This is a genomic window from Arthrobacter sp. NPDC056493, assembly GCF_042795115.1.
Taxonomy (GTDB): domain Bacteria; phylum Actinomycetota; class Actinomycetes; order Actinomycetales; family Micrococcaceae; genus Arthrobacter.
Map to the genome: position 1 here is coordinate 24,849 of NZ_JBHTSL010000051.1, position 16,904 is coordinate 41,752.

Annotated in this window: 18 protein-coding genes; 8 read left to right on the plus strand and 10 right to left on the minus strand. The window is 62.6% G+C overall.

Annotated elements, in window-relative coordinates; all coding sequences use genetic code 11:
* Window positions 1–25: 25 nt before the first annotated feature.
* From ACFQ50_RS18245 to ACFQ50_RS18260, 4 genes are all read right to left on the minus strand, one after another.
* Complete coding sequence (locus tag ACFQ50_RS18245) at window positions 26–1,144, minus strand: sugar ABC transporter substrate-binding protein (protein ID WP_377997053.1); 1,119 nt, start codon at window positions 1,142–1,144, stop codon at window positions 26–28.
* A 38-nt stretch (window positions 1,145–1,182) separates the two neighbouring features.
* Window positions 1,183–2,253 carry an ABC transporter permease gene (locus ACFQ50_RS18250; RefSeq protein ID WP_377997054.1) on the minus strand — a complete coding sequence of 357 codons (1,071 nt, stop codon included), beginning with the start codon at window positions 2,251–2,253 and terminating at the stop codon, window positions 1,183–1,185.
* A complete protein-coding gene (locus ACFQ50_RS18255) occupies window positions 2,250–3,827 on the minus strand; it encodes a sugar ABC transporter ATP-binding protein (RefSeq protein ID WP_377997055.1) in 1,578 nt (525 codons plus the stop codon). The genes ACFQ50_RS18250 and ACFQ50_RS18255 overlap by 4 nt, the downstream gene beginning before the upstream one ends.
* Window positions 3,828–3,977: 150 nt before the next feature.
* Window positions 3,978–4,487, minus strand: coding sequence for a nuclear transport factor 2 family protein (locus ACFQ50_RS18260; RefSeq protein ID WP_377997056.1), 510 nt, complete (start codon window positions 4,485–4,487; stop codon window positions 3,978–3,980).
* Between the two features lie 193 nt (window positions 4,488–4,680).
* On the opposite strand from ACFQ50_RS18260, the gene ACFQ50_RS18265 reads away from it, so the two are divergent.
* The 4 genes from ACFQ50_RS18265 to ACFQ50_RS18280 all read left to right on the plus strand — a co-directional run bounded on the left by ACFQ50_RS18265 (window position 4,681) and on the right by ACFQ50_RS18280 (window position 8,032).
* Complete coding sequence (locus ACFQ50_RS18265) at window positions 4,681–5,223, plus strand: MarR family winged helix-turn-helix transcriptional regulator (protein ID WP_377991942.1); 543 nt, start codon at window positions 4,681–4,683, stop codon at window positions 5,221–5,223.
* A 170-nt stretch (window positions 5,224–5,393) separates the two neighbouring features.
* On the plus strand, window positions 5,394–6,515 hold the full coding sequence (locus tag ACFQ50_RS18270) for an NADH:flavin oxidoreductase/NADH oxidase (protein ID WP_377997057.1): 1,122 nt from the start codon (window positions 5,394–5,396) through the stop codon (window positions 6,513–6,515).
* Window positions 6,502–7,170 carry an NAD(P)-dependent oxidoreductase gene (locus tag ACFQ50_RS18275; protein ID WP_377991940.1) on the plus strand — a complete coding sequence of 223 codons (669 nt, stop codon included), beginning with the start codon at window positions 6,502–6,504 and terminating at the stop codon, window positions 7,168–7,170. Before ACFQ50_RS18270 ends, ACFQ50_RS18275 begins: the two co-directional genes overlap by 14 nt.
* Window positions 7,171–7,495: 325 nt before the next feature.
* Window positions 7,496–8,032 (plus strand): MarR family winged helix-turn-helix transcriptional regulator, encoded by a 537-nt coding sequence (locus ACFQ50_RS18280; protein WP_377991939.1) that lies wholly within the window; start codon window positions 7,496–7,498, stop codon window positions 8,030–8,032.
* Window positions 8,033–8,034: 2 nt separating this feature from the next.
* Here ACFQ50_RS18280 and ACFQ50_RS18285 read toward each other — a convergent pair whose 3' ends face one another.
* A complete protein-coding gene (locus ACFQ50_RS18285; RefSeq protein ID WP_377991938.1) occupies window positions 8,035–8,364 on the minus strand; it encodes a hypothetical protein in 330 nt (109 codons plus the stop codon).
* A gap of 162 nt (window positions 8,365–8,526) precedes the next feature.
* On the opposite strand from ACFQ50_RS18285, the gene ACFQ50_RS18290 reads away from it, so the two are divergent.
* Window positions 8,527–9,465 (plus strand): helix-turn-helix domain-containing protein, encoded by a 939-nt coding sequence (locus ACFQ50_RS18290; RefSeq protein ID WP_377997058.1) that lies wholly within the window; start codon window positions 8,527–8,529, stop codon window positions 9,463–9,465.
* Window positions 9,466–9,529: 64 nt separating this feature from the next.
* Here ACFQ50_RS18290 and ACFQ50_RS18295 read toward each other — a convergent pair whose 3' ends face one another.
* The 5 genes from ACFQ50_RS18295 to ACFQ50_RS18315 all read right to left on the minus strand — a co-directional run bounded on the left by ACFQ50_RS18295 (window position 9,530) and on the right by ACFQ50_RS18315 (window position 13,960).
* A complete protein-coding gene (locus tag ACFQ50_RS18295) occupies window positions 9,530–10,180 on the minus strand; it encodes an NAD(P)-dependent oxidoreductase (RefSeq protein WP_377997059.1) in 651 nt (216 codons plus the stop codon).
* A gap of 48 nt (window positions 10,181–10,228) precedes the next feature.
* The gene (locus ACFQ50_RS18300; protein ID WP_377997065.1) at window positions 10,229–10,756 is read right to left on the minus strand and encodes a nuclear transport factor 2 family protein; all 528 of its coding nucleotides are present in this window, start codon (window positions 10,754–10,756) and stop codon (window positions 10,229–10,231) included.
* Between the two features lie 329 nt (window positions 10,757–11,085).
* Window positions 11,086–12,126 (minus strand): NADH:flavin oxidoreductase/NADH oxidase, encoded by a 1,041-nt coding sequence (locus ACFQ50_RS18305; protein ID WP_377997060.1) that lies wholly within the window; start codon window positions 12,124–12,126, stop codon window positions 11,086–11,088.
* 5 nt (window positions 12,127–12,131) lie between these two features.
* The gene (locus ACFQ50_RS18310) at window positions 12,132–12,878 is read right to left on the minus strand and encodes an SDR family NAD(P)-dependent oxidoreductase (protein WP_377997061.1); all 747 of its coding nucleotides are present in this window, start codon (window positions 12,876–12,878) and stop codon (window positions 12,132–12,134) included.
* 122 nt (window positions 12,879–13,000) lie between these two features.
* Window positions 13,001–13,960, minus strand: coding sequence for a helix-turn-helix domain-containing protein (locus ACFQ50_RS18315; RefSeq protein WP_377991933.1), 960 nt, complete (start codon window positions 13,958–13,960; stop codon window positions 13,001–13,003).
* Window positions 13,961–14,191: 231 nt separating this feature from the next.
* Here ACFQ50_RS18315 and ACFQ50_RS18320 point away from each other — a divergent pair, with 231 nt between their 5' ends.
* The 3 genes from ACFQ50_RS18320 to ACFQ50_RS18330 all read left to right on the plus strand — a co-directional run bounded on the left by ACFQ50_RS18320 (window position 14,192) and on the right by ACFQ50_RS18330 (window position 16,845).
* Window positions 14,192–15,661, plus strand: coding sequence for a purine-cytosine permease family protein (locus ACFQ50_RS18320; protein ID WP_377997062.1), 1,470 nt, complete (start codon window positions 14,192–14,194; stop codon window positions 15,659–15,661).
* Window positions 15,662–15,852: 191 nt separating this feature from the next.
* Window positions 15,853–16,551 (plus strand): arginase family protein, encoded by a 699-nt coding sequence (locus ACFQ50_RS18325; RefSeq protein ID WP_377997063.1) that lies wholly within the window; start codon window positions 15,853–15,855, stop codon window positions 16,549–16,551.
* A gap of 9 nt (window positions 16,552–16,560) precedes the next feature.
* Window positions 16,561–16,845 carry an EthD family reductase gene (locus ACFQ50_RS18330; RefSeq protein WP_377997064.1) on the plus strand — a complete coding sequence of 95 codons (285 nt, stop codon included), beginning with the start codon at window positions 16,561–16,563 and terminating at the stop codon, window positions 16,843–16,845.
* Window positions 16,846–16,904: the final 59 nt, after the last annotated feature.

Sequence of the window (16,904 nt, forward strand, 5' to 3'; positions counted from 1 at the left end):
TTGCTGTTCCTTTTCTTGCTGGAGGTTACTTAGTGGTCTTCCAGAGCTTGGTGTAGGCGCTCTTCCAGTCGATGTCCCCGTCCCACGGGACCGAGGTGACGTTGTCTTTGTTCACGAGTTTCTGGGGGACGTTCACGGTCTTGAGGTTCGCCGGGAGGCTACCGTCGAAAAGGCGGACCATCTGGTCCATGGCGGCGTAGGACTGCCACTCAACGCTGAAGGCGACGCTGGCGCTGAACGGCTGGTTGCCGGCCTTAATGGCTTGGAGCGCCTCTGGATCGCCGTTGTGGGAGACGACAGTCAGCTTGCCGTTCTGGGCGGAGCGGGTGATAACGGGGGCGATTGCCAGGGCTACAGGGTCGTAAGCGGTCCAGACAGCGTTGGCTTTGGGGTTGGCCTGGAGGATGGCCTGGAACTGGGTTGGGACCTGGCTCTGGAGGTTGGCGATCTGGAAATCGAAGTCCTTGACGATCTCGCAGCCGGGGCAGAGCTCCTTGAGCCCGTCAGTGAAGCCCTGGTGAAGCTCGACGTCGGACTGGAACTCGGAGTCGTTGACGGAGATGACTTTGCCGGCACCGTTGGTCGCCGCGGCCACGTAGGCAGCATTCGCCCGTCCGGCCTGGACGTGATCGTAGAGGCTGTTGGCGTCAGCAAAGCCTTCGGGGGCGGGCTCGAATGTGTTCACCACTTTGATTCCCGCCGACCGGGCTGCCGCAACGTCGTCCTTGACCACACTGGCGGGAACGGCGCCGAGGACGATTCCGTCTGCGTGGAGCTGGATGGCGGTGCGCACAGCTGATCGCATTTTCTGTGGATCCCCGGCCGGGTCGATCATCTGGTACCGCCAGCCGAGAGTCTTAGCAGCCTCGGCGACGGCGTCCACGCCCCGCTTGCAGCCCTCGGCCGCGTAGGCGCAGGGAATACCGATGACGAGCTTGTCCTTGGGGACGGAGACGGCATCCTTCGGGAAATCGAACTTGGTGACGGGGGCCTGTGATTGTTTGACCACGTTCTGTGCCGCAGTGATGTCGTGGCTGCCGGCGGAAGCGGATGTACTCTTCGCGCTTCCGCAACCCGTGAGAGCGAGGGCGGTCACGGCGAAGGCTGCAGCCCAGGGGGCAACGCGGCGCTTGCTGAGGATCATGGTGTCTCTTTCGACTAAGGGGGTGGGTTGATGGTGTTTTAGCGGGCGGCGCGGCGCCGGCGTCTGCCGACGAGCACCGAGGCTGATACGGCGATCATGAGGGCGACTCCGTTGAAGATGTTGGTGACCCAGGTCGCCACCCCAAGCAGGGTCAGGCCATTGCTGCCGACGGCGAGAAGGATGACGCCGATGACGGTGCCCCAGACGTTGAAGTATCCGGGCTTGATGGTGGTCGCCCCGAGGAAGGCGGCGGCGTAGGCAGGAAGGAGAAAGTCAGGACCGAGTGTCGGGGCGGCAGTGCCACCCCGGGAGGCGAGCAGAGCCCCGGCCAGCGCGGCAAGAACGCCCGCGGCGATAAAGGATGTGGCGAGGTAGCGGTCAACGCGGACCCCGCTGAGGCGTGCGGCGTCTCGGCCCATGCCCGTGGCCCGCAGGTAGCGGCCGAACGGGGTCTTCTCCATCACGAAGTAGAGCACAAGGCTCAGCACGATGGCGTAGGCGAGGACGATTTGGATACCGAATGTCTCTGTGGTGGTGAGGGCTCCGAACTCGGCCGAGTCCAGGACGAGCAGGGAGCTGTTGGTGAGCAGGAGGTTCAGGCCCGATAGGATCGTCGCCGAGGCGAGCGTGGCGATGAACGCGTTGACCCCGACCTTGACGACGAGGAAGGCATTCACGCCACCAACGGCAGCGCCGACCAGCAGGGACACCAACACTGCCACGGGCCAGGGGACCCCCGCATCAGAAAGAGCAATGGACGTGATCGCGCTGAAACCCAGGACGGCACCAAGCGACAGGTCAAACTCGCCGGCAGCCAGCGGCAGGACAGCAGCCAGGGCAAGCATCGCGGGGATCGACTGGTCGGAGAGCACAGCCTTGGCGTTATCGAATGTAGGGAAGGTGTCCGGCAGCAGAAGGGAGAAGACAGCGACCATCACGATCAGGAAGATGATCACGCCATAGGAGGTGGCGATGGTGCCGAAATCGGGAAGGCTCCTCTTTGGCTTCGGGGACCGTTGGACCTCCGATGGCGTGCTGGTGGTGGTGCTCATGGTTTCCTTCTGCTGATTCTCGTGGGTGGTCGTGCGTGATGTGGTGAAGGCGCTCATGCCGCGGCCCCGTTCGTAGATCCGTGCTGGGCACACAGGAGGGCAAGGTGCTCTTCACTGATGTCAAGTCCCGTGGCTTCGGCAACCAAGCGGCCGCGGTCGAGGATGAGGACCCTGTCGCAGAGGCCGACGAACTCCTCGAAGTCGGTCGAGGCCAAAACCACGGCCAGGCCGTCGGCCGCGAGGGACCGGACGATGTTGGCGATCTCCTGCTTGGCCAGGGCGTCCACCCCCTGGCTCGGTTCGTCGAGCAGGAGCGCGGTCCCGCCATAGCCGGCGGCGCGGGCGACAACGACCTTTTGCTGGTTCCCGCCTGAGAGCAGTCCGATGAGCTGGGAGGGAGCAGGGGGTTTGACGGCGAACTGTTCGATCAGCCGCAGTGCGCCCTCACGTTCCTTCCGTCCGTCGAGCATGCCGTTCTTCGCGAAGGCCTTCAGGCGGCCGAGGGTGATGTTCTCCCTCACCGTCATGGAAAGCACGGCGCCCTCGCGGCGGCGTTCCTGAGGAACGCATGCAACCCCGCGTGAGATGGCGGTGGCTGGAGAGTCGGGCCGGTACGGCTTGCCATCGAGCTGCATCTCTCCCATCAACGGCTTCTGCGCCCCGGCAAGGATGCGGACGAGTTCGCTGCGCCCGCACCCGACGAGGCCGGCAATGCCGACGATCTCTCCGGAGCGGACATCGAGGTCCACTTCGCGCAACCGCGGTCCGCTGATGCCGCGGGCCGAGAGGACGACGCCTCCTTCGCGTTCGCTCTGCCGGGGGAGGCGCGTCTTCTCGAGCCTCTTTCCGACGACGCGGGAGACGATGTCGTCCACTGTCATGTCCGCGATCGGCTCGTCCGCAACGAGCTTTCCATCCCTGAGGATCACGAGCTGGTCCGCGATCCGTTTCACTTCCTCGGTGCGGTGACTGACGTAGATCACCGTGCCGCCGTTGGCCTTGAGCTCCTCCAAGGAGGTCAGGATGGTGTCGACCTCCTCGACAGGGAGGGAAGCGGTGGGCTCGTCGAGGACAACGACGTTCTTTGCGAACGCGGCAACGCCCGACTCTTCCTCGTCCTGGAACGCCCGTGCCAGACCGACCATAGTACGCAGAGTCGGGTTCAGCTGTGCCACGAGGGTCCCGGGGTGGACGGAAACGCCGAACTTCGCCAACGTCGCGGCCACATGCTCATGCTGGCGGCGTTGGTTGATGGGACCGAGCAGTCCCGGGGAACGGAAGCGGTCGACAAAAGCGAAGTTGTCGGCAATCGTCAGGCTGTCGACGAGCCCGACGTCTTGGTGCAGAAAACGGAGACCTGCCTCATGAGCGGTTCGGGGCGTCATCGGCAGTCGGGCCTCCGTGTCGCCGATCGTCAAGCTGGCGCCGTCGTCGGGCTGGTAGACGCCGGCGAGGACCTTGATGAGGGTGGATTTTCCTGATCCGTTCATGCCCAGCAGAGCAGTGATCTTCCCGCGTTGTACCGAGAAAGATACGGAGTCCAGCGCTTTTTGGCTGGCGAACGTCTTGGAGAGGTTCTCTATGCGCAGCGCATTCGTCGCGACACGGACGTCGGTGTCCGAGGTGGCCATGGGGTGCCTTCCAGAGGGGATTTTGGGTGCACTAAGGGCAGGCATCGTCCTCGATCGGGATGCCTTGGCGGTAGTACTTCAAGGGGTGGTGGGGGCCGGAGTGGGCTCACGGCCCCCAGGGGAGGCGGGACCTGGTCGGTTCCGGGTTATTTAGAACGGGTTATCGAATCCGCCGAACATGTACTCGATCTGCCAGACCCCGGACTCTGCCTTGGCGAAGCGCACGCGATAGAAGCCTGAGGTGACGACCTTGGTGGTTCCTTCGCTGGCCGATGTCAGAAGCAGGTAGCTAAGAACCTCCGCGGTGGTCTCGGTCTGGGAGACAAATATGTGGTTGATAGCGTTGTGGCGCCGCTGGTCGCTCTGCGCGGCCATGTGTCCCTGCAGCCAGTCGGAGATGGCCTGACGCCCCCGAATTGGTTCGATGGCAAAGGTTCCGGCGACCGATCCTTCCCAGACCGCGTCCTCACTGAAACTGCTCTCGAGGGCAGCGATGTTCCGCTCGTCATATGACCACGCGTACCGCCCGAGTACATCGAGGATGTTCAGGCGGTCGACCAGGCCTGCCTGAGTCAGCGGTGTCTGGGAATCCCCGAAGCTGAGGAAACTGTTTGACCTTCCCCAAGCGGGGAAAGGGGTCTGCTGAACTTCAGTAGTCATCGTCGACTCCTTGGTTAGTAAAACTTTTTACTTGTTACCCGAATCACGGTACACCGCACTCGGAGGGTGTGCAATAGGTGCTCTTCAAGTGCCCGACAAGTCTTGTGCGAGCCCGGAAAAGCAGGCACAGTCATCTGGTAGTAAAAGTTTGAACGACCTTGAATTGGCCCTTTCGCCTGAGTGGAGAAGCAAGATGACCTGTCCCATCGACGACGCGGATGTCTCGGATCAGGACTTCCTGTCCTTCCCGGAAGCAGCACTGGCAGTTACCCGCGGTCGCCTCCCCTCGGCCGACCTGGAGTCGATGCGAGCGGTACTCCTCCTGCACCGCGTCACGAGCGCCATCGTGTACGACCTCGAATCGTCAGTCCACCGCCCTGCCGGTTGGTCATGGTCTTCCTTCCGGCTCCTGTTTACCCTCTGGATCTCAGGGAATCTGGAGTCAAAGCGGGCCGCAGCACTCTCCGGCATGAGCCGCGCCGCAGTTTCCAGCCTTACCAAGACACTGGAAAAGGCCGGCCTGCTTGCCAGGAGGACCGACCCGCTCGATGGCCGAAGCGTCATTCTGAAGCTCACCCCCACGGGCGCCCGCCGATTTGAAGAAGTCTTCCGCGAGCACAACTCCAGGGAGACGAGCTGGATGGGGGAACTGCCGGACGAGGACCGGGCCGCGATCATCCGCATCCTCCTCGAACTGAACCACACGGCCCGGAGCCCCTGGGTCAAGCGCCGCTGACGAAAGTAAAACTCTTGACTATCCTCGCCGGCAAAGCTATCTTCGACAGAAGCGCATGCCGCTCTGCATTCCGCCATTCCGGGGGGATTAATGCCGGGCCGCGGGTCTACCGAACTCTTCATAATGCAATTGCGCTTTTCCGACCTGCCCATTCTCCAAAGGGACCAGACGTGCCAAATTCACATCTTTTCAAGCCGCTGAACATTCGCAAGACGACGATCCGCAATCGTATTTGGGTATCGCCGATGTGCCAGTACTCGGTCGACGAGCACGACGGTGTGCCGCACGACTGGCATCTGGTGAATCTCGGACAGACGGCCGCCGGCGGAGCCGGCCTGGTCTTCACCGAAGCCACCGCCGTGAGCCCTGAAGGCCGGATCACGAGCGAAGATACCGGCATATGGAACGACGAGCAGGCCCGGGCGTGGGCGCGGGTCGTAAAATTCCTGCACTCCCAAGGCGCATCGGCCGGCATCCAGCTCTCGCATGCCGGTCGAAAAGGCTCCGACTATAAGCTTTTCACCGACAAGTGCGGGACCACTAAGCCCGTCTCAGAGGGCGGATGGGAGACTGTAGCCCCCTCACCGCTGGCCTACCCTGGCTTCGACATTCCGAAGGAACTGGATTGGGAAGGCATCGACGCAGTCGTGGACGACTTCGCCGCCGCGGCCCAACGATCAAGAGAATCCGGCTTTGACGTCGTGGAAATCCACGCCGCACACGGATACCTCATCCACCAGTTCCTCTCGCCCCTTAGCAACGAGCGCACGGACGACTATGGCGGCAGCTTGGAGAACCGGTCCCGTCTTCTCCTCCGCATCATCGCGGCCGTCCGGGAGGCCATCGGCGAGGAAATGGCGCTCTTTGTGCGCTTCTCAGCCACCGACTGGACTGAGGGCGGCTGGGATGAACACCAGAATGCCACCGTCGCCGCATGGTGCCGGGAAGCCGGTGCAGACTTCTTCGACATCTCCAGCGGCGGCATCATCAACGGCATCTTCATTTCCGTTGAGCCCGGGTACCAGGTGCCACTCGCGGAGCACGTAGGCCGCCACGGCGAGGTCGACGTCGCTGCCGTCGGACTCATCACTACCCCTGCCCAGGCAGAAGAGATCGTGGCCTCCGGGCGCGCGGAAGCGGTCATGCTTGGCCGCGAGATGATCCGGGACCCCCACTTCGCCCTCCGTGCCGCCCACGAACTCGGTGAAGAGATCGACTACTGGACCAGACAGTACAGGGGCGCGGTCTACCAGACGGCCGTCCTCGCAGAGTCCTCACGTGGAGGCGAATAACATGCAGAACGTTCTCGTCTTCGGCGCTACCGGCTATGCCGGCGCCCACATCAGCCGCGAACTTACCCACCGTGGCTTCCCGGTTACGGGAGTAGCGCGCCGTATACCGCAGGCGAATCCCGACCAGATGCTTCCGCCGATGGTCGAAGGTTCAATCTTCGATGAAGCTCTGGTCAAGCAGAACGTGCGGGAAGCGGACATTATTGTCGTGGCAGTCCCGTCCACCGCCGACGGAGCCGGAGGGGAACTGCATACAGCTATGCCCGGCCTCTTGTCTGCCGCAGCCGAGACCGGATGCAGCCGGCTTGCCGTGGTTGGCGGAGCAGGAAGCCTCAGGATGCCGCAAGGAGACCACACCCTCGCCGAGGATTCTTCGTTCCCCGACGCGGCGAAACCTTCGGCCGCTGGGCAGAAGAAGGTTTTGGACGCCCTGGAATCGGCGCCAACCGACCTCGATTGGTTCTACCTCAGCCCGCCCGCGCAATTCGGCGCCCGCTTCCCGGGTGAGAGGACAGGCCGCTATCGGGTGGGAAAGGACACGCTCCTCGTCTCAGATGGTAAATCGACGATCTCCGGCGCGGACTATGCGCTGGCGTTCGTCGATGAGATCGACCTCCCCATACACCACCAAAGGCGTTTCACGGTTGGCTACTAGCTGCATTCAACGCCGGTGTACTCGTTTGTCCTCCATCGCAGTATGAGGAACCTTCACGTCGAGGGGCCACCTGCCCCCGCCGTTATTCGATTTCCACGTACAAGCTGTTGGCTGCAGCCCATCGGGCGCGCCGAGGCAGTAGAGGAGAGTGTGCAGCGGCGGTTGCAGGGCTGCGAGCCCGAACCGCCGCTGGCGCGTGTCCCTGGTGATTCTGGCGGGGCACCAAACCGTCCGCCGCGCACCGGATCGGGGGCCGGCGATATGCCGCTCTGTCGGCGCCGGTACGCCTGTCATGCGAAGCTTCTCGCGGTGCTAGGGTTCACCCATGACACATATCGCGGGAATGGAAGCCCTCGACTCGCTCTCGATGACCGACATCGCAGTCCAGCGGACAAAGGAGCGCTTCCCGGCTACGGATGCGGACGCCATGCATCTTGTCCTGCTCCTGCACCGGGTCGCCAATGTGCTCACTTACGACCTGGAGTCGGCGGTTCATAGGCCGCGCGGTCTTAGCTGGCCTGCCTTCCGACTTCTGTTCACCATTTGGGTGGGCGGGGAATTAGAGTCAAAGGCCGCAGCGGCCCAGAGTGGCATGAGCCGGGCAGCAGTTTCCAGCCTGGTGAACACTTTGGACAACCTCGGCTTCATCCAGAGGACTTCCGATGCGCAGGACAAGCGGAAAATCCTGCTGTCCCTAACCGCAACCGGACGCTCCACACTCGAAGATGCACTCCAAGCGAATAACGTCCAAGAACAGAAGTGGGCGCAAAACCTGACCAGGGACGATCTCCAAGCCCTCATCGGGCTCCTCAGCAAGCTCGGGCAGACAGCGCAGTCCGAATGGGTGACCCACAGGGACTAGGGTCAGGAAAGCACGGGCTCCCTTCGCGGCGCCGGGAGGTTCCCTGACGCGAACTCCACCTCTTCCCAGTCGAACACATCCGCTGTCTCATCAAGGAGCTCTACCCACTCTCTTGAAGTGAGGGCCATGGCAAAGTCCTGTTCCGAGGGGAACCACAGGTTGCAGGAAGCATGGAGCTCCGAACCGCCGGCACTCAGCAGCGGACCGGGCATGGCATCCAGGAGGCAAGGCAGGCATGAGACGAGCGATGGGAACACCCTCGCATAAACAGCCTCAGCCAGCTCTGCAGCGATCCCTGACGAAGCGGGGATATTCATGACGACGTTGTGCATGGCCCAAACTTCCCAAAGCCGGAGCGGATAATCTGACACCTTGAGTCTGAAAGAAACCCGGCGCCCGAGAAAGGCTCATGCAGATAATGGCAAGAGCGGTTCAGGAATTGGAAAGCCGCTCGTCGCAGATCCGCCGCCCGAGACCACCGGTAGAATTGTGCAATGGAGCTCGACCGAATCCACAACGTGGAGGACTGGGAACGGCGCATCAGCCAGTCATACTTTCCCTTGGTAATGAACCATGCCCAATCCGACTTTGAGGCCTCCATTGCCACTGTTGACCTTCCTCGCGGGATGCGCGTTTCAAAGGTCGACGTAGAGGCGAACCACCTCAAGCGGACCGGACGGCTTGTCAGGGCAGAGCCATCCGAGCACGTCCTCGTGCTCTTCCAACACACAGGAAAAGCGATCATGCGGCAGACCGATCGCGAAGTACTTATCGAAAACGGTTCGGCCGCCATCGCGGACCCGTCCGAACCTTACGAAGTCAAGATGACGCAGGGTTCGCACCAGATGGTGCTCCTCGTTCCAGCGGCTTCGATCCGGTCGGCGGGCGCCCAGATCGCTGAGGTTCGCACGCGGCTCCTCCCGGGGAACTCTCTCGCTACCAAAACCCTCTCATCCCTCGCCGCTGACATCGTCGAGAACGGCGTTCCATCCGAAGAGGCGGAGGGCCTTGCGGCGGCTTGCTTCGACCTCTTGCGTGGGGCGCTCGGCCGACTGGGCGGCTCTCCCCCCTCTGTTGGTGCCGTCTCCCATGAAGCGCAGCGCCGGCTCGTCGAGGAGTACATCCACAGGCACCTTGGCGACCCTGGTCTTAACGTTGAAGCCGTAGCGAGGGCGCACCAAATTTCGACCCGGCATCTGGCCACGCTCTTTGGCTCCAACGTGACTCCCGGCGCTTATATCCGTCAGGCGCGCCTCCAGCGGATTTTCGATGACCTCACCAACCCAGGGTTGGCGGGCATGACCGCTGCCAGTATTGCCTCACGATGGGGCGTCGACCACTATCCCACTTTGAGTCGGGCGTTCCGCCGGGAGTTTGGGCTGACTCCTGTCGAAGCGCGCGCTTACGGGCGGTGGCCGAAGGCCGCAGAGTAGCGGCCCAGCCGTGTGCCTTCGGGCCCAGAGTGCACACGGGCTTTCATGCCCCCGGTCAGGGTGGTCAGTAGGCGACGGTGAATCGGCTGCGCCTGTGCGCGGGGTACCCGATCTCGTCGGCGAAGGCGATCGCATAGTCCTGGCCTGATATGTACGAATTGCCTTCCGCGTCGAAAAGCAGCTCGTCCCCGCCCAGACGGTACGTGCCCTTGCGTTCTCCCGGGGCATACGAGCCAAACAGTGCCGGCGGGCTAATGTAGAACCAGTCGAGATTGCCCCCGTAGTTCTGCAACAGTTCGAGGGCTTCGGCATGCAACCGGGCTTCCGGCAACTGTGACTGATTGAACTCCGGCCGGTCCATGTGCTTCACGCCGGTCCCCGGGAGGCGGAGGCTTCCCGCTCCCCCGACGATGCCGAGGCGTGCACCCGACTCAGCGACGAGTGGGAGGATCCGCTCGAGGGCCTGCGCGAAAGTGCGCCCTTCGGCGGCGATCATCCCAGCTCGCGTTGCGAGTACAACGACGTCCACGTCTTGAACCGCGCGCTTTACAGCATCAAAATCATGGATCGATCCGGTTTCGAACCTGATGCGGGGGTCAAGCGAATCGGGCTTTGAGCGGGCAATCCCCGATACCTCGAATCCCCGGTCCAGCAGCTCCTTGGCAATGTAGCCACCCGCGTACCCGGTGATTCCGAAGATTCCGGCCTTATGCATTCTGGTTTCCGTTCCTTGCGCCCTGCTTTCAGGCGCACCTGTGGTCATTTATGCCCGGACAGGGTTTCCTGCGTTGAGCCAGGTCTCATCCGGGGTCGGGAATTCGTAGCAGTCCAGGGCGGGTGTCCCCACCAGAGGATCAATCCGGGTACGGACAAGTCCGGAGAACGAGATGCGCCAACCGGCGGGTGTCCGCAGGTACTCGTCCTGGTAAAGGCCGTACCCCCGAATGCCATACATGCCCGGCACCCGAACGTTTTTGTAAATGCGGCTGTCCGGCTCCCAGGTGACATAGTCGTTCATGGTCCATACTGCGCGGACCACATCGGCAGCGATCGGTTGGAACCGTGGCATTGTCGCGCTGTGATGGCTGCGGGCGGAATCGAGGAAGGCGGAAAGAGCGGCGACGAATTCCTTTGTTGTGCCCGCGACGTTGAACGCGTATCCGGTGAACCGCGCGTTGTCCGTGAAAAGGCCCGGGACAAGGTCCCACCGCTTCGAATCAACGTAAAGGAAGTACCGCGCCTTGAGGTCGCTGATCGCGAGAAGGTCATCGAACTTCAGAGTCGGGGGCACAGTCAAATAAAGCTCCTGCTGGTGTTAGCCTTCCCTGCGGTCCTTCGGAGGGGTAGGCCGGAGAGATCAAGCGGTGGCGGGACATGTACCGGGCCCGGCCATGGATGAAGGGGTGTTACCGGCCAAAGGCGGATTCAGGAGGTTATGCCTGACTGCCCGTTTCAGTGACACCTTGGGTCCCGGGTGTCGGGATGTCCGTAGTGGCTCGTGTCAGCAACTGCCAGCCCGCGCAGCAGGCGTCGGCTGGCAGTTGCGGTTACGGGCGCCGGAAAGGGCTGGGTGAGCAACTGTTCTTACTCCCCCGGCCCCTGCCGGTCGTTGGCTTCTGCTCAAAAGCCCCGCTCGTAGGGGCCCGTCGCACGGGCATAAGTGGGGATAGCCAGATGAGGATCGGCTCCGGCGAGTCGCGCAGCGCCCAGCGCCCAGTGGGGGTCCCGCAGAAGCGCCCGACCAACAAAGACCAGGTCCGCGGCCCCGCTGGATACGAGGTATTCTGCCAGCTCGGGGCTGCTGATGGATCCCATTGCGGCGGTCATGACCCCGAGCTCCTTCTTGAGATCGAGCGCGTAGTTCGCCTGATAGCCCGGGTAAACAGGAGCCTCGTAACCAGGGACAATGTTCCCGGTTGAGACATCGAAGAGGTCCACGCCCTCTGCCATGAGCTGCGAGGCAAGCCAGCTGGATTCCTTAAGGCTTAGTCCGCCGTCGACCACGTCTTCGGCCGAGAGGCGGACGAAGATGGGCATGGAGTCCGGAACGATGCGGCGGATTTCCGATGCGATCCGAAGCACAATGCGTGAACGGTTTTCGAGGGATCCGCCGTACTCATCGGTTCGGGCGTTGGCGATTGGTGAGAGGAATTCGTGGAGCAGGTAACCGTGGGCGACGTGGAGTTCGAGGCAGTCAAAGCCCGCGGCGACAGCGCGTCGTGCTGCTTCCGCGTAGGCGCCCACAACGTCGTCGATCTCGGGTGCAGTTAGTTCCCGGGGCACGGGGAGCCCCTCGTAGGCTATGGCGGAGGGAGCGACGCCCTGTTCTTGGGCTTTCGATTTCCGCCCCGCGTGGGCCACCTGAAGGCCCATCTTCGCGCCGTGCTCGTGCGCGAAGTCGACGATGCGGGCCAGGCCGGGGATGTGTTCATCACTCCACAACCCGAGGTCGGACGTGCTGATGCGTCCCTCGGGGAGGACCGCGGTGACCTCAGTCATCACGAGACCGACCCCGCCGAGGATCCGTGCGCCGTAGTGCACCAGGTGCAGATCCCTGGCGACGCCGTCTTCGGCGGCCATGTACATGAGCATCGGCGACATTGCGATGCGGTTGCTTACGGTCATGCCCCTCACGGTAAGGGGTTCGAAGAGCGTGCTCATTCCTGTCACCAGATCGAAAGTCCGCCGGTGACGGGGATGCTCGCGCCCGTGATGTTCCTGGCGCGGTCCGAGGCGAGGAACGCCACGGCTTCCCCGATGTCCTCGGGAGTCTGGCCGCGGCGAAGCGGTATCTTGGCCTCCTGCATAGCCCACTGTTCCGGGTCCAGTCCATCCCACAGACGGGTCTTCACCACGCCGGGGCAGACGGCGTTCACGGTGACACCGGAGGGTCCCAGCTCGAGTGCGAGGGTCTGGGTGATGGCGACGGCCGCGAACTTTGAGGCGTTGTAGGGGGCGTATTCCTCGATTGCCTGCTTGCCGCAAAAGGAAGCCACGTTAATGATCCTGCCATCGCCCTGTCCCGCCAGGGCCTTGCCCGCAGTCTGCGCGGCAAAGAATGTGGACTTGGCGTTGATGTTGTTGATGAAGTCCCAATCACGCTCGGTAACCTCGTCGTAGGGCTTTTGCATTGCGACGCCGGCATTGTTCACCCAGATGTCGAACTGCCCGAATTCCTGGCGAGCCCGGGCGATAAGCCCCTCGGCAGCTTCGAGATCGGTGACGTCATGCTGGACACCGATTGCTTTTCCGCCGGCCGCAACAATCTGTTCTGCCGTCAGCTTCGCCTGTTCGCCGTCGAGGTCACTCACGACGACCGCGGCACCATGCCTGGCGAGGACCGTGGCGATACCCTGGCCAATACCTTGGGCTGCTCCTGTAACGATGGCCACTTTGCCATTCAATTCGGACATGTCGTCCTCCATTCGACTGGGGCGGAGGACGCCTTGGGCCCGCTCCGCAATGAGTTGTCTCTAGGAGACTAGGCGGAGGCAGATATTTAGTCAAGAGTTTTACTATCTGTTCGGCCTAGGCTCTATGGGGCTGGGGAGTCTGCCCGGAAGTCGGACGGGACCATGCCGTAAGCCCTTTTGAACGCCCTCGTGAAAGATGTGGGGTCGGGGAATCCGACCCGGAGTCCGATGTCGAATATCGCCGTGCTGCGGTGGGCCGGAGCCCGAAGAAGGTGCGCCGCGGCCTTCATCCTCGTGTCCCTGATGAAGGTTGCGGGGGAAGTTCCGGCATTGGAAAAGATTTTGGCAAGGAGCCGAGGCGAGATGCCCAGATGCGCTGCGACGCGGTCGGGTCCGAGCAGCGGATCCCTGTACCGCGCAAGGATGAAATCCTGAGCGGCCCGGAGCAGTGCCTCGTGGCCGAGGAGCCCCCGCCGGCGTGACGGGTCGGCGGCGTAAACGCCCGCCAGAAGATCTAGGGCCGCCGAGGCCATTGACGTGGCGGCTACTCCCTGCCCACCGTCGGAAAGGCCGGCGTCGCCGGCTGGGGATCCGGTGCCGTCGAGCTCGACGAGCTCCAAGAGGACAGCCCTCAGTGCCCTGCCGACTGGGCTCCCGTGGGCGTGTACCACCCGACCTGCCTCAGCCTCAAGGCGGGATGCGGTCGCCCGAGGAACCTTCACTACCGTCTGCTGCAGCGGAGTTGTGAAGTCGAACAGGTAGGGCAGCCGGGTGTCAATCAGGACGGCGTCCCCCGGACCAAGCAGGGAACGCTCTCCCTTGTGCTCAACCCGGCCCTGCCCTCCTCCTTCCTGGAAGACGATCATCAGGTCGTCGGAGTCGTGCCGGCGCGTTTGGATCGGCGTTCTCGATACTCCGAAGGGACCCGCGGCGAGGAGGTGCAGGGAAAGGTCGGGGATGACAGAGGTCGCCTTGATTCCCGCCCCAAAAGACGGGGCAGCCCAATCGACTGTGCAGAGCTGAAACTGCTCGGTACAGAGGGCCTCCCACGCGTCGGACGACTGCGCGCGATACTCAATCACCCTGTTGATTCTACGCGCGCCCTTGTTTCTGGATTCCTTCGGGCGCTTACCGCCTAAAGGCTACGGGCGAGTCTCCCAGCCTGCGCGGTCCGCATCCTCTCCCGTCCGAGCTGCCGCACAATGCGCAGATTGCCGAGAACCCCGTGCAGATTTTGCCGTCTCAACTGGCTCAAAGACTTATAGCGTTCTGATTCCCTAACACGCCTAGCGCCCTACCCAAGGGAGAATTCCATGGAACAACGCGACAGCATCGTCGAATCGCGCTCGTTCGACCACGTACCCGAAACGGAACGGCACGGAACCATCCGCAGCCAGGTCCAGTTCTGGTTCATGGTCAATGCCACACTGATTACACTCTTCACCGGAGCCGTCGGACCAGCAATGGGGCTGGGACTGACTTGGACGCTGCTCGCCGTCATTGTCGGCAGCATCTTTGGCACGCTGTTTCAGGCCTTCCACGGGGCCCAAGGTCCACACATGGGCCTTCCGCAAATGATCCAGTCCCGCGTCCAGTTCGGCTCCAAGGGAGCCGTGCTCCCCTTGGCTGCCGTAACCATCGTCCAACTCGGCTTTGCGATCTTCTTTATTCAAACGGCTTCGTCATCACTTGCCGCCATCACCGTTGACCAGACGGCGGTCTTCGACATCGTCATCGGCGCTTCCGCGGTCGTTCTCGCCATTGTGGGATACAGCCTCCTGCTGCGGGTGGAAAAGGTCGCCTCCTACATCACGCTGGTAAACCTCGTGCTCCTCACAGTTGCCGCGGCCGCGGTCCTCCCGATCGGCGCCCTCCTTGGAAACAGCGCGTTCGTGCCGATCGCGTTCCTGGCCCAGTTCGGTGCATCGGCGATGTACCAGATCGCAATCGCGCCGATGGTCTCGGACTACACCCGTTACCTTCCGTTCCGGACCAGCGGTCGTGCCGTCTCTGCCGCAGTCTTCGGCGGTACCCTGCTCTCCGCAGTGTGGCTCGAGGCCCTCGGCGCAGCACTTGCCCTTGCTGATCCGCAGGGAGCCGACCTCATTTCCGGAATCCGGGACATGGGAGACAGATTCGGGTTCGGACTCGGCACAGTATCAATGGCCGTGGCCGTCATGTCCTGCCTGATTACATGCTCCCTCTCCTTCTACAGCGGAAGCGTCTCACTCCTCAGCGCCTTCGAAGCCTTCCGGCCGCTGAAGTCGACCGGAGCGGTGCGCGCCATCGCCCTGGCCGCCGCCGGCATCGTCGTCATCACAGCAACTCTCTCCCTGCCGGCCGACTTCCTCCCTGTCTTCAATGCCTTCCTGAGTATCCTGGGCTACTTCCTTATCCCGTGGACGGCCGTGAACCTCACGGACTACTACCTCGTGCGCCGCGGCGTGTACTCAATCACCGACATCATGAAGTCCGACGGGGGGATCTACGGGCGATGGGGTATGCCCGGCATGATCAGCTACGCCATCGGCTTCATCGCCATGATCCCGTTCCTCAGCAGCGCGATCTACACCGGTCCCATTGCTACGGCCTTGGGAGGTGCCGACATCTCCTTCGTCGTCGGGCTCGCCGTAGCGTCGGGCTCGTACCTTTTGATCATGCGGGGCCGTGACTTCTCGGCAGAGTTTGAGGCCGTCCGCGCTGCCCCACTGAACACTCTCGGCCACCCGCAGACCAGCACCCCAGTGCCGGCGGAACCAATGGAAGGAAACATCCCAGCATGACGAACCAAGCGACAACAGGGGGCGCATTGCGTCTTCTATGGCCCCAGTGGCAAGGGGCCGCGCCCAACGTCGTAAGCGCACTCGCGCCCGAACTCCCACTCAGCATTGCCCAGACCGGCTATTCTCTCGGCACCCGGATCCTGGACTTGCTCGTACCACCCGCGCCAGGCCAAAGGACCGAGAGTGTCCCCGTGACCGAAGATTCCCCGGATCCTGAAACAGAGAAGGGCATCTACGCCAGGAACGTTGTCATAAGCCAGCTCCATGCCGCACTGGGGATCCTCCAGGAGGCCGACCCCGAACGGGTCACCACGCTCGGCGGTGAATGCTCGGTCAGTGTGGCGCCATTCAGCCATCTGGCATCAAAGTACGGCGATGACCTCGCCGTCGTCTGGCTCGATGCCCACCCGGACTGCACCCTCCCCGAAAGCGACTACGACGGCTACCATGCCATGGCCATCTCGCACCTCACCGGCCACGGCGACCCCGAAGTCCTCGACGCACTGCCGGCAACCATCGACCCGTCGCGCGTGGCCCTCGCGGGTCTGCATGCTTGGGCAGAGGACGAACTGCCGAACGTCCAAAATTGGGGACTAAAAACATTCGCACCCCAAGTACTCAACCAGGGCGCAGACAGCCTGCTCGCATGGTTCAAGGCCACCGGGTGCTCAAAACTGGCCATTCACCTCGATGTGGATGTGATCGACAGCGCCGACGTCGTCTTGGGGCTCGGCATGGAACCCCAAGGGCTTACAAGGGATGCCGTCACTAAAACGATCGCAGCGCTTCAAAGCTCCGCAGACGTGGTCGGGCTTACTGTTGCAGAGTACGTTCCGCGCCAGGTCCTTGCACTCCAAGACCTCCTCACAAGCATCGAATTCCCCGTATAGGAGCATCAGGTGAACTACACGCTCGCCTTCCTCACACGCCCCAAGAACGGCCTGTCCCTGGAAGAGTTCTACGCCCACTACACAGACGTTCACCGCCCGCTGGCCGAGAAGCTGCCCGGACTGGTGGCCTACCGTCAGACACGGATCCTCAAAGAGGGATACCGCGGCGAGGACGCAATCGACTACGCGGCGTACTCCGAGGACACCTTCGAAACCGAGGAAGCCGCAGCGGCATCATGGAAATCACCCGAAGCTGAAGGGACTGCCCCCGGTTTTGTTGACTCCTTGATCTAGCGAGCTTGTGCTCGTGGAAGGATGTTGACCATGCCCACGCCGTATGGGGCGGAGTTCCG

What these genes read in the sequence shown, in the direction of transcription:
- ACFQ50_RS18245 (WP_377997053.1), bottom strand. Translation starts at nt 1,144, where the DNA reads ATGATCCTCAGCAAGCGCCGCGTTGCCCCCTGGGCTGCAGCCTTCGCC.
- ACFQ50_RS18250 (WP_377997054.1), bottom strand. Translation starts at nt 2,253, where the DNA reads ATGAGCGCCTTCACCACATCACGCACGACCACCCACGAGAATCAGCAG.
- ACFQ50_RS18255 (WP_377997055.1), bottom strand. Translation starts at nt 3,827, where the DNA reads ATGGCCACCTCGGACACCGACGTCCGTGTCGCGACGAATGCGCTGCGC.
- ACFQ50_RS18260 (WP_377997056.1), bottom strand. Translation starts at nt 4,487, where the DNA reads ATGACTACTGAAGTTCAGCAGACCCCTTTCCCCGCTTGGGGAAGGTCA.
- ACFQ50_RS18265 (WP_377991942.1), top strand. Translation starts at nt 4,681, where the DNA reads ATGACCTGTCCCATCGACGACGCGGATGTCTCGGATCAGGACTTCCTG.
- ACFQ50_RS18280 (WP_377991939.1), top strand. Translation starts at nt 7,496, where the DNA reads ATGACACATATCGCGGGAATGGAAGCCCTCGACTCGCTCTCGATGACC.
- ACFQ50_RS18285 (WP_377991938.1), bottom strand. Translation starts at nt 8,364, where the DNA reads ATGCACAACGTCGTCATGAATATCCCCGCTTCGTCAGGGATCGCTGCA.
- ACFQ50_RS18290 (WP_377997058.1), top strand. Translation starts at nt 8,527, where the DNA reads ATGGAGCTCGACCGAATCCACAACGTGGAGGACTGGGAACGGCGCATC.
- ACFQ50_RS18295 (WP_377997059.1), bottom strand. Translation starts at nt 10,180, where the DNA reads ATGCATAAGGCCGGAATCTTCGGAATCACCGGGTACGCGGGTGGCTAC.
- ACFQ50_RS18305 (WP_377997060.1), bottom strand. Translation starts at nt 12,126, where the DNA reads ATGAGCACGCTCTTCGAACCCCTTACCGTGAGGGGCATGACCGTAAGC.
- ACFQ50_RS18310 (WP_377997061.1), bottom strand. Translation starts at nt 12,878, where the DNA reads ATGTCCGAATTGAATGGCAAAGTGGCCATCGTTACAGGAGCAGCCCAA.
- ACFQ50_RS18320 (WP_377997062.1), top strand. Translation starts at nt 14,192, where the DNA reads ATGGAACAACGCGACAGCATCGTCGAATCGCGCTCGTTCGACCACGTA.